9 protein-coding genes are annotated in these 11211 nt (G+C 66.0%); 8 read left to right on the top strand and 1 reads right to left on the bottom strand.

What is annotated here, in order from left to right:
* The 8 genes from ASE31_RS26105 to gshB form a co-directional block, all read left to right on the top strand.
* The coding region (locus ASE31_RS26105; RefSeq protein ID WP_235514772.1) for a hypothetical protein at nucleotides 1-531 on the top strand (531 nt) is incomplete at its 5' end.
* Between the two features lie 115 nt (nucleotides 532-646).
* The gene (locus ASE31_RS26100; RefSeq protein ID WP_057205286.1) at nucleotides 647-1927 is read left to right on the top strand and encodes a glutamate-5-semialdehyde dehydrogenase; all 1281 of its coding nucleotides are present in this window, start codon (nucleotides 647-649) and stop codon (nucleotides 1925-1927) included.
* Nucleotides 1928-1996: 69 nt separating this feature from the next.
* Entirely contained in the window at nucleotides 1997-3451 is a 1455-nt protein-coding gene (trkA, locus tag ASE31_RS26095; protein ID WP_057205277.1) for a Trk system potassium transporter TrkA, read from the top strand.
* A gap of 6 nt (nucleotides 3452-3457) precedes the next feature.
* Entirely contained in the window at nucleotides 3458-4924 is a 1467-nt protein-coding gene (locus ASE31_RS26090) for a TrkH family potassium uptake protein (protein ID WP_057205274.1), read from the top strand.
* An 89-nt stretch (nucleotides 4925-5013) separates the two neighbouring features.
* Nucleotides 5014-6309: a glutamate--cysteine ligase gene (gshA, locus tag ASE31_RS26085; RefSeq protein ID WP_057205271.1), complete on the top strand. Its 1296-nt coding sequence runs from the start codon at nucleotides 5014-5016 to the stop codon at nucleotides 6307-6309.
* Nucleotides 6310-6606: 297 nt separating this feature from the next.
* Nucleotides 6607-8475, top strand: a complete 1869-nt coding sequence (locus ASE31_RS26080; RefSeq protein ID WP_057205268.1) for a potassium transporter Kup — start codon at nucleotides 6607-6609, stop codon at nucleotides 8473-8475.
* Nucleotides 8476-8676: 201 nt separating this feature from the next.
* Entirely contained in the window at nucleotides 8677-9864 is a 1188-nt protein-coding gene (locus ASE31_RS26075; RefSeq protein WP_057205264.1) for a benzoate/H(+) symporter BenE family transporter, read from the top strand.
* A gap of 76 nt (nucleotides 9865-9940) precedes the next feature.
* A complete protein-coding gene (gene gshB / locus ASE31_RS26070; RefSeq protein ID WP_057205282.1) occupies nucleotides 9941-10900 on the top strand; it encodes a glutathione synthase in 960 nt (319 codons plus the stop codon).
* Nucleotides 10901-10968: 68 nt separating this feature from the next.
* Here gshB and ASE31_RS32840 read toward each other — a convergent pair.
* The coding region (locus tag ASE31_RS32840; RefSeq protein ID WP_235514771.1) for a hypothetical protein at nucleotides 10969-11211 on the bottom strand (243 nt) is incomplete at its 5' end.

The following is an 11211-nucleotide window of genomic DNA, read 5'->3' as shown; positions in this document are numbered from 1 at the left end:
GTGGTTGCAGCAGCGGCGGGGTCTGCGATCTCTGGCGTGATTGGAACGGACGGCAGCGTCTGGATCTGGGGCAAAGGCACCAACCTGGGCGGCACCGACAAAACTACCGCCCCCGTGCGGGTGATGCAGGCCAACGGGGCGGCGTTCGATGCGGGCCGGGTGGGGGACGCCGCCGGCACCTTCTCCGGCGGGCAGACCGGCCCCTTGAGCAATGTGACGGTGGATGTGGGCGCCACGGTCTCGACACTGCACCGCGGCAAGACGGGCCGCGTCTACGTGGCAGCGCTGGCGGGATCGACCGTGCTGTTCCTGGGCCCCAATGGCTGGGCGCCCTACACCGGCGGAGCCTTTCCTGCCTACTTGTCGGGTGCGCTGCCGCGCACGGTCCCTGTGCGCATTGCCTCGGGCCTGAACTTCAGCGGGCTGGAGGGTGTGCAGCTGGTGGTGGGCTACGGTGTGGGTGACGATGCCACGGCCGCAGCGGAGATGGTCCGTGCGGGCCGCTACCAGGTCGTCCATACGCTGAACTGACCCCCTTGAGCCGGTGCGGGTGTCGGCGCGGGGCGCGGCAACCGCCCGGGAGCATGGCCTGCATGCCCTGCCCCTGGGTGCGCAGGGGCAGGGCGCTTCTGCGAGAATCGGGGCCATGAACGCGCTCAACGTGGCTGAATACACGCACACCCTCGGATCCCAGGCCAAGGCCGCCTCCGCCCTCATGGCGCGCGCGCCTGCGGCCGTCAAGAACAAGGCCCTGCGGTCCCTGGCGCGCCTGCTGCGCGAGCACACCGCCGCACTGCAGGTGGACAACGCCCGCGACCTGGAGCGCGCCCGCGCCGCGGGCCTGGCCGAACCCCTGGTCGACCGCCTCAAACTCACGCCCAAGGTGCTCGACACCTGCGCCGAAGGCTGCGAACAGCTGGCCGCCATGGCCGACGTGATCGGCGAGATCATCGGCATGAAGCAGCAGCCCAGCGGCATCCGCGTGGGCCAGATGCGCGTGCCCATCGGCGTGTTCGGCATGATCTACGAGAGCCGTCCCAACGTGACCATCGAGGCCGCCAGCCTCTCCATCAAGAGCGGCAACGCCTGCATCCTGCGCGGCGGCTCGGAAGCCATCGATTCCAACAAGGCGCTGGCGCGCCTGGTGCAGCTGGCGCTGGCCGAGGCCGGCCTGCCGCAGGACGCGGTGCAGCTGGTGCAGACCACCGACCGCGAGGCCGTGGGCCAGCTCATCACCATGCCGCAGTTCGTGGACGTGATCATCCCGCGCGGTGGCAAGGGCCTGATCGAGCGCATCAGCCGCGATGCCAAGGTGCCCGTCATCAAGCACCTGGACGGCAATTGCCACACCTACGTGGACGACCCCTGCGACGTGGCCATGGCCGTCAAGGTGGCCGACAACGCCAAGACGCAGAAATACAGCCCCTGCAATGCCAGCGAAGGCCTGCTGGTCGCGCGCGGCGTGGCGCCCGAGTTCCTGCCGTTGATTGGCGCTGTGTACGCCGCCAAGGGTGTGGAGATGCGCGTCTGCCCCGAGAGCCGCACCCTGCTGGCCTCGGTGGCCGGCGCCAAGCTGGTCGATGCCACCGAGCAGGACTGGTCCGAGGAGTACCTGGCGCCGATCATCAGCATCAAGGTGGTGGAGGGTGTGGACGAAGCGATCGCGCACATCAACCACTATTCGTCGCACCATACCGACGCCATCCTGACCACTAATCACGTCCACGCCCAGCGCTTCCTGCGCGAGGTGGACTCGGCCAGTGTGATGGTCAACACCAGCACCCGCTTTGCCGATGGGTTCGAGTTCGGGCTGGGTGCCGAGATCGGTATCAGCACCGACAAGTTCCATGCCCGTGGTCCTGTGGGCATCGAAGGCCTGACTTCGCTCAAGTACGTTGTACTGGGCGAGGGCGAGGTGCGCAGTTGATGCTCGGCTTTGACTGCCGCTTGCGGCAGCTGGCTTGACGCGCCTGTCGCCTGTACCCATCATCCTCCCGTGAAAATCATCATCCTGGGTGCCGGCCGTGTCGGCCACAGCGTGGCCGAGAGCCTGGTGTCGGAACGCAACGACATCACCGTCATCGACACCGACGCCGAGCGCCTGCGTGACCTGGAGTCGCGCTTTGACCTGCGCGGCGTGGTGGGCAACGGCATCGACCCGGCCGTGCTGGCCGAGGCCGGCGCGCACGACACCGACCTGCTGATCGCCTGTGCCGCGCAGGACGAGACCAACCTGGTGTGCTGCAAGATCGCGCAGATCGTGTTCAACATCCCCACGCGCATCGCGCGCGTGCGCTCCTCGGGGTTCGACAACGACGAGCGGCTGGTGGGCCCCGAAGGCTTTGCGGTGGACCGCATCATCTGCCCCGAAGAATCGCTCACCCGCTACATCGGCAAGCTCATCGAGTACCCCGAGGCCATGCAGGTGCGCGAGTTCGCGGGCGGTCGGGCCTGCCTGGCCTCGGTGCGCGCGCGGACCGGGGCTCCCATGGTGGGCCACACCATTGCCGAACTGCGTGCCGGCGCACCCGATGTGGCGGTGCGCATTGTGGCCATCTACCGGCGCTTTCCCGACGAGCCCGACCGCTTCGTGGCCTGCGACGGCAACACGCGCATCGAGCCGGGCGACGAGGTGTTCGTGCTCGCAGCCAGCGAGCACATCGCGTACGTGCTCGCCGCATTGCACCGGCGTGGGGCGACGGCCGTGCAGCCTGTGCGCCGCATCATGATCGCCGGCGGCGGGCGCGTGGGCCTGCGCCTGGCGCGCCAGCTGGCGAAACAGGCCGGGCGCTTTCGCGTGAAAATTGTCGAAGGCGACATGCCGCGCTGCACCGAGCTGGCGTCCCTGCTGCCTTCGGACACGCTGGTGCTGCAGGGCGACGCCACCGATGAGGACCTGCTGGGCGACGAGAACATCGAAGAGATTGACCTCTTCCTGGCGCTCACCGACGATGACGAAAACAACATCATGTCCTGCCTGCTGGCCAAGCGCATGGGTGCGCGCCGGGTACTGGCGCTGATCAACCGGCGCAGCTACGCCGACCTGATGCATGGCACGCAGATCGACATTGCGCTGTCGCCCGCGCAGGCCATGCTCGGCGAGTTGCTGGCCTATGTGCGCCAAGGCGATGTGCAGGCCGTGCACAGCCTGCGCCGGGGTGTGGCCGAGGCGCTGGAGATCGTCGCGCGTGGCGACCGCAAGAGCTCGCGCGTGGTGGGCCGCATGGTCGGCGAACTGCAGTTGCCCGGCGAGGTGCACATGGGCCTCATCGTGCGCGGCCTGCCCGATTCGCCCGGTGTCTCGCCCGAGGACCTGCGCGAGCCCCAGGTCATCATCCCGCGCAGCTCCACGGTGATCGAGAGCAACGACCACGTGGTGTTCTTCCTGCCACACAAGCGATTGGTGCGCGAGGTGGAAAAGCTGTTCCGTGTGAGCGCCACCTTTTTCTGACGCGCCATGGTGGACCTGTTTCCCGTCCTGCGCGTGCTGGGCATCCTGGCCATGATCTTCTCGCTGACCATGGGGCTGCCGCTGGCGGTCTCGCTGTGGATGCGCGATGGCATCTGGCAGGTGTACCCACAGGCCATGGGCGCCACCTTCATGGCCGGTGCCTGGCTCTGGTGGCGCCTGCGCCACTTTCGCCATGAGCTGCAGCCGCGCCACGGGGTCATGCTGGTGTCGCTGGTCTGGATGCTGCTGCCACTGGCCGCAGCCCTGCCGCTGATGCTGGCGGGGCACTATATCGGGCGCCCCATGTCGTTCACGCACGCCTATTTCGAGGCCGTGTCGGGCCTGACCACGAGCGGCTCCACGGTGCTCAGCGGGCTCGACACGCTGCCGGTGTCGGTCAACGTGTGGCGCACCTTCCTGCAGTGGGTGGGGGGCATGGGCATCCTGATCCTGGCGGTGGCCGTGCTGCCCCTGCTGGGCGTAGGCGGCAGCCAGCTTTTCAAGGCCGAGGCCGCCGGCCCGCTCAAGGATGCCAAGCTCACGCCGCGCATGACCGGCACGGCCAAGGGCCTGTGGGGGGTGTATGCGCTGTTCTCCGTGTCCTGCGGTCTGGCCTACTGGCTCGCCGGCATGGCGCCGCTGGATGCGCTGATGCACATGTTCACCACGGTGAGCCTGGGCGGCCTGTCTTCTTACGATGCCAGCTTCGGGCACTTCCAGTCGCCGCTGCTCGAAGCCATCTGCATCTTTTTCATGCTGGTTGCCAGCTGCAACTTTGCGCTGTACTTCGTGGCCTTTCGCAGGGGGCACTGGCGCGGCTTCTGGGCAGATCCGGAGCTGCGTGCCACGCTGTTCGCGCTGATCGGCGGCGGGCTGGTGGTGTCACTGCTGCTCTGGGCCAAGGGGGTGTACGCGCCGCTCGATGCCCTGCGCCATGGCATGTTCAACACCATCTCGCTGGCCACCACCACCGGCTACGCCACGGTGGACTACCTGGCCTGGCCGGTGTTCGCGCCCGTGTCCATGCTGCTGCTGTCGGGTGTGGCCACCAGCGCCGGCTCGACCGGCGGCGGGATCAAGATGGTGCGCATGCTGATCCTGGTCAAGCAGGCGCGCCGCGAGATGAACCGTCTGGTGCACCCGCGTGCCGTGCAGCCGGTGTGCCTGGGCGGCGGTGTGGTGGACAACCGCGTGATCTTCTCCGTGCTGGCCTTCATGCTGGTGTACGGTGGCACGGTCTTCGGGCTGAGCATGCTGCTGCTGCTGACCGACCTGGACCCGGTGACCGCGTTTTCGGCGGTGCTGGCCAGTGTCAACTGCGCGGGGCCGGGTCTGGGCGGCGTGGGGCCGGCAGGGAATTTTGCGGTGCTCACCGACTTCCAGATCTGGGTCTGCACTTTTGCCATGCTGCTCGGGCGGCTGGAGATCCTGAGCTTTCTGGCGCTGCTCACTCCCTCGTTCTGGCGGCGCTGAAAGAAAGCGGCCCCGGGCTTGCGAAGAACCGGTCACGCCCCAACCCTACAATGGATTGCAATCGTTACCGTCTCCTCTGAGGGCTCCCCATGGTTCCGCATCTCATCACGGCCCTCACCGGGCCGATCAACGAACTCGAGCAGCGTGTGCTCGACTCCATGCCCGCCATCGAGCGCTGGTTCCGGCTGGAGTGGATGGAGCACACCCCGCCGTTCTACACCTCGGTGGACATCCGCAATGCCGGCTTCAAGCTGGCCCCGGTCGATACCAACCTGTTTCCCGGCGGCTGGAACAACCTGACCAAGGAGATGCTGCCACTGGCCGTGCAGGCGGCCATGGCCGCCATCGAGAAGATCTGCCCCGAGGCGCGCAACCTGCTGATCATTCCCGAGAACCACACGCGCAACACCTTCTATCTGTCGAACGTGGTGCAGCTGCAGCGCATCTTCAACATGGCCGGCCTCAACGTGCGCGTGGGTTCCATCAGCCCCGAGATCAAGAAGCCCACCTTGATCGAGCTGCCCAATGGCGACACGGTGACCCTGGAGCCGGTGGTGCGCACCAAGCGCCGCCTGGGGCTCAAGGACTTCGACCCCTGCACCATCCTGCTCAACAACGACCTCACGGCCGGTGCGCCAGGCATCCTGGAAGACATCCACGAGCAGTACCTGCTGCCTCCGCTGCATGCTGGCTGGAGCGTGCGCAAGAAGAGCACCCACTTCAAGAACTACGAAGAGGTGGCCAAGCGCTTTGGCAAGATGCTGGGCATCGACCCCTGGCTGGTGAACCCCATGTTCAGCCAGTGCGGGGACGTGGACTTCTCCGAGGGTGCCGGCATGGAGAACCTGCAGACCCATGTGGATGCGCTGCTGACCAAGGTGCGCCGCAAGTACAAGGAATACGGCATCAACGAAAAGCCCTTCGTGATCGTCAAGGCCAACAACGGCACCTACGGCATGGGCATCATGACCGTGCGCGACGCCAAGGAGCTGGACGCGATCAACCGCAAGACGCGCAACAAGATGGCGGTCATCAAGGACGGCCAGGTGGTCAACGACGTGATCATCCAGGAAGGCGTGCTCACCCAGGAGCGGGTGAACGATGCCGTGGCCGAGCCCGTGGTCTACATGATGGACCGCTACGTGGTCGGCGGTTTCTACCGCATGCATGCCGAGCGCGGCATCGACGAGAACCTGAACGCGCCGGGCGCGAGCTTCGTGCCCCTGGCCTTCGAGCACAGCACGCACATGCCCCAGCCGGGCATGCGCCCCGGGGTGAGCGCGCCGAACCGCTTTTACATGTACGGCGTAGTCGCGCGTTTGGCGATGCTGGCGGCCAGTTACGAGCTGGAAGCCACCAACCCCGATGCCGAGGTCTACGACTGATACGGCTTTGCCTTCAACCGGCTAGCGTCGTTGAGGAGCCTTGCCGTGCTACAGCACTGTCTGCGTCTCCCCGCCTGGCTATCCGGCTGAATGCAAAACCGTATGGGGTCAGCTCTCTAAAGAAAGAACTGGAAAGAGGCTTGAGGGCCGCCTGCCACGTCTGCCGCAGGCGCGCCAGAGGGAAGTTGCTGCGCTGCAACATGCCCCGGGCTGGTGCGCCGCTGCACCAGCGCAGGAGCACAATAGCGTTCCCAAAAGTAACGGAACCCCGGCAGCCACGTGTGCCGGGCGCGGTCAGTGCAAAGCTCCAAATCCTCGCTCGCAGCGCTCACGCTGGGCGCCATCGGTGTTGTCTACGGTGATATCGGCACCAGCGTGCTGTATGCGCTCAAGGAGGTGTTCGGGTCCGGCCATGTGCCCTTTACCCAGGACAACATTTACGGCATCCTGTCCATCCTCTTCTGGACCCTGACGGTCATCGTCTCCCTGAAGTACGTGGTGCTGGTGCTGCGCGCCGACAACAATGGCGAAGGCGGGCTGATCGCCATGCTGGCCCTGGCCTCCCAAGCCGTGAAGGACAAACCCCGCCTGCGCAGGGTGCTGCTCGGCGTGGGTATCTTCGGCACCTCGCTGTTCTATGGCGACGGGGTCATCACCCCCGCCATCTCGGTGCTGTCGGCGGTCGAGGGCCTGGAAGTGGTCTCGCCGCACTTCAAGCAGTACGTGATTCCGCTGACCCTGGTGGTGCTGTTCTGCCTGTTCATGGTGCAAAAGCGGGGCACGAGCGGCATCGGCAAGTTCTTCGGGCCGATCACGCTGGTCTGGTTTGCCACCCTGGCGGTCCTGGGCGTGTCCCACATCGTCACCCACCCCGAGATCCTGTGGGCCATGAGCCCGCACTATGCCTTGGGCTTCATGTTCGCGAACCCGGGCACCAGCTTCATCATCCTGGGCGCCGTGGTGCTGTGCGTGACCGGGGCCGAGGCCCTGTACGCCGACCTGGGGCACTTCGGCAAGCGCCCCATCCGCCTGGCCTGGTTCGGCGTGGCCATGCCGGCGCTCACGCTCAACTACTTCGGTCAGGGCGCGCTGCTGCTGGCCCAGCCTGAGGCGGTGAAGAACCCATTCTTCATGATGGCGCCCGACTGGGCGCTGTTGCCCCTGGTGGTGCTGGCGACCCTGGCCACCGTGATCGCCTCGCAGGCGCTGATCACCGGCGCCTTCAGCGTGACCAAGCAGGCCATCCAGCTCGGCTACCTGCCGCGCCTGAATATCCAGCACACCAGCGTGCGTGACACGGGGCAGATCTACATCCCGCTGGTGAACTGGGGCCTGTTCGCGGCCATCGTGCTGGCCGTGGTGATGTTCCGCTCGTCGAGCAACCTGGCTGCGGCCTACGGCATCGCCGTGACGCTGGACATGCTGATCACCACCACGCTGACCTTCTTCGTGATCCGCTATGGCTGGGGTTACCCGTTGGCGCTGTGCGTTGCTGCCACGGGCTGCTTCTTCGTGGTGGACCTGGCCTTCTTCGCCTCCAACCTGCTCAAGCTGTTCGCGGGCGGCTGGTTCCCGCTGATGATCGGCGGCATCGTCTTCACGCTGATGATGACCTGGAAGGAAGGGCGCCATCTGGTCAACGACAAGCTGCGCGCCGATGCCATCGACCTCAAGGATTTCCTGGAGTCGGTGTTCATCAGTCCGCCCACGCGCGTGGAAGGCACGGCCGTGTTTCTCACCGCCGAGACGGGCGTCGTGCCCAATGCGCTGCTGCACAACCTCAAGCACAACAAGGTACTGCACGAGCAGAACCTGTTCGTGACGGTCAAGAGCCATGAGGTGCCCTGGATTGGCATGGACAAGCGCCTGCAGGTGGATGCCCTGGGCCACGATTGCTGGCAGGTGGTGGTGCACTACGGCTTCAAGAACGACCCCGACCTGCCCCGTGCCCTGGAGCAACTGCGTGGCCGCGGCTGCGGCATGGAGCCCATGACCACGAGCTATTTCCTCTCGCGCGACACCGTCGTCCCCACCATCGGCAGCGGCATGGCCCCCTGGCGCGAGAAGCTCTTTGCCCAGATGCACCACAACGCCAGCGGTGCGGCGGACTTCCTGCACCTGCCCAACAACGCTGTCGTGGAGCTCGGGTCGAAGATCGAAATTTGACTCCCCCTGAGCCGCTTCGCGGCTTCCCCCTGAGGTGGACGCCACCGGTGCGGCGGGGCGACCCTTGCACGGTGGCCCTGGCCTGGGACGCGCCAGTTGCAGGGATCGTGGGCGATGGAATCGCCTTTGTATAGCGCAGGGCAGGGGGCAACGATCAGTGCAGTTGTGCACCGCATCGGTGCAACGGGCAGAATCCAGCCCATGCAATTTTTCAAAGACCTGAGCCTGTCGTCGTTCACGGCAGGCTTCGTGGCCGTGCTGGTGGGCTTCACGAGTTCGGTGGCCATCGTCTTCCAGGCCGCGCAGGCCTTTCATGCCACGCCGGGGCAGATCACCTCCTGGATGTGGGCACTGGGCCTGGGCATGGGGCTGTGCTCCCTGGTGCCCTCACTGGTGCTGCGCATGCCGGTCATGATCGCGTGGTCCACGCCTGGCGCTGCCGTGCTGGCTACGGCAGGGCTGGCCGGTGGCTTCAGCATGGGCGAGGCCATCGGCGCCTTCATGGTCAGCGCCGCGCTGATCACGCTGTGCGGCGTCACCGGCTGGTTCGAGCGCATCATGAACCGCATCCCTATGGAGATCGCGGCCGGGCTGCTGGCCGGCGTGCTGGCGCGTTTCGGCATCCAGGCCTTCACTGCGGCGCAGACGGCGCTGCCCCTGGTGCTGCTGATGCTGGCCACCTACCTGCTGGGCCGGCGCCTGCTGCCGCGCTATGCCGTGGTCCTCACGCTGGCTGTGGGCATTTCCTGGGTGGCCTTGCGCGGGCAGATGGCCTGGTCCGCCGTGCACCTTTCGCTGGCCGCGCCGGTGTGGACCACGCCAGAATTCAGTCTGGCCGCCACCGTGAGCCTGGCCATCCCGTTGTTCGTGGTGACCATGGCCTCGCAGAACCTGCCGGGCGTGGCGGTCATCCGTGCATCGGGCTACCCGCTGCCGATCTCGCGCCTGCTCACACTCACAGGGCTGGGCACATTGGTGCTCGCGCCGTTTGGTGCCTTTGCCCTGAATTTCAGCGCCATCACCGCGGCCATGTGCATGGGCCCCGAGGCGCATGAAGACCGCGCACGCCGCTATACGGCCGCCGTGTCCTGTGGCGCCCTCTATGTGGTGATCGGGCTGTTCGGCGCGGTCATCACGGGCTTGCTTACCGCGTTCCCTTCCGAACTGGTGGTGGCCATCGCCGGGCTCGCCCTGCTGGGCACCATCGGCAATGGGCTGGCGACGGCGTTGCGCGAAGAGGGGCACCGCGAAGCGGCGCTCATCACCTTCCTGGTCACGCTCAGCGGCGTGGTGGTGGCGGGTGTCGGCTCGGCCTTCTGGGGCGTGGTCGCAGGCAGCCTTGCGCTATTTGTGCAACAGTACGGGCGTTCGCGCGCCCAAGGCGGCTGACGGCTTCCTCTTTCATATGGGGCCCGTCCCCGCCCTGGGGACGCACGCCCTCTTCACACCCATCCACCACCCGCCCATGCAAATCCTCTTCATCGCCGACCCGCTGGCCAGTTTCAAAATCTACAAGGACACCACCTTCGCCATGATGCGCGAGGCCCAGCGCCGGGGCCACACCATCACGGTGTGCGGCCCGCAGGACGTGAGCTGGGTGCGCGGCGGCAAGGTGACGGCGCGGGTGCGCGACATCGTGCTCACCGGCCACCCGCAAGACTGGTACACCGAGCAGCCCGTGCGCAGCGCGGTGCTGGCCGACTTCGGCGCGGTGCTGATGCGCAAGGACCCACCGTTCGACAGCGAATACTTCTACGCCACCCACATGCTGGAGCAGGCCGAGCGCGATGGCGCGCGCGTGTTCAACAAACCCCGGGCGCTGCGCGACCACCCCGAGAAGCTGGCGATCATGGAGTTTCCGCAGTTCATCGGCCCCACACTGGTCACGCGCGACCCGGCAGACATCCGCAGCTTCCATGCCGAGCACAAGGACATCATCCTCAAGCCCCTGGACGGCATGGGCGGCATGGGCATCTTCCGCGTGGGGCCGGACGGCCTGAACCTGGGCAGCATCATCGAGACGCTGAACAAGGACGGCCGCGAGAGCGTGATGGTGCAGAAATTCCTGCCGCAGATCTCCGAAGGTGACAAGCGCGTGCTGGTCATCGGCGGCAAGCCCGTGCCGTTCTGCCTGGCGCGCATACCCCAGGGCACCGAAGTCCGTGGCAACCTGGCGGCCGGCGGCAAAGGCGTGGCCCGCCCCCTTTCCGAGCGCGACTGGAAGATCGGCAACGCCCTGGGCCCCATCCTGCAGGAGCGCGGCCTGCTGCTGGCCGGCGTGGACGTGATCGGTGACTGCGTCACCGAGATCAACGTCACCAGCCCTACCTGCTTCCAGGAGATCTTCGACCAGACCGGCTGCGACGTGGCGGCGCTGTTCATCGATGCGCTGGAGGCGGTGCTGGCTGCCTTGCCTGCGCGATAAGTGGCCAACTTTGCCGGCAGCCCAAAAACTCATGCTATAGTCGAGGGCTTCGCTACCAAGACATCTGTTCACAGAAGTCGGTCAGCAGAAAGCGCTGCCTCAGGTAGTGCCTTCGGCAGTTTGGGTAGACCGAAGCGAACTTTGCAAAAAGTTGGGTCCTTTGAGAAAAGCGAGCAAAAACTCGGTATACAATCAAAGGCTGCGCTGAGAAGAGCTGGTCGCCGAAAGGTGGTGAGAGCTTCGAAGTACTGGAGGTAGATGAAGACGCCAAGCGGCTTCAAAAACTTCCAAAAAGTTTGACGGAACTTAAA

Origin of the sequence: Acidovorax sp. Root217, assembly GCF_001428645.1 — a bacterium.
Classification (GTDB): Bacteria; Pseudomonadota; Gammaproteobacteria; order Burkholderiales; family Burkholderiaceae_C; genus Acidovorax.
The sequence above is the reverse complement of the archived record's forward strand: the minus strand, read 5'-3'. Positions and strand labels throughout refer to the sequence as shown.

Excerpts from the sequence above, each read along its gene's own strand:
- ASE31_RS26100 (WP_057205286.1), top strand. The coding sequence starts at position 647 with ATGAACGCGCTCAACGTGGCTGAATACACGCACACCCTCGGATCCCAG.
- ASE31_RS26090 (WP_057205274.1), top strand. The coding sequence starts at position 3,458 with ATGGTGGACCTGTTTCCCGTCCTGCGCGTGCTGGGCATCCTGGCCATG.
- gshA (WP_057205271.1), top strand. The coding sequence starts at position 5,014 with ATGGTTCCGCATCTCATCACGGCCCTCACCGGGCCGATCAACGAACTC.
- ASE31_RS26075 (WP_057205264.1), top strand. The coding sequence starts at position 8,677 with ATGCAATTTTTCAAAGACCTGAGCCTGTCGTCGTTCACGGCAGGCTTC.
- gshB (WP_057205282.1), top strand. The coding sequence starts at position 9,941 with ATGCAAATCCTCTTCATCGCCGACCCGCTGGCCAGTTTCAAAATCTAC.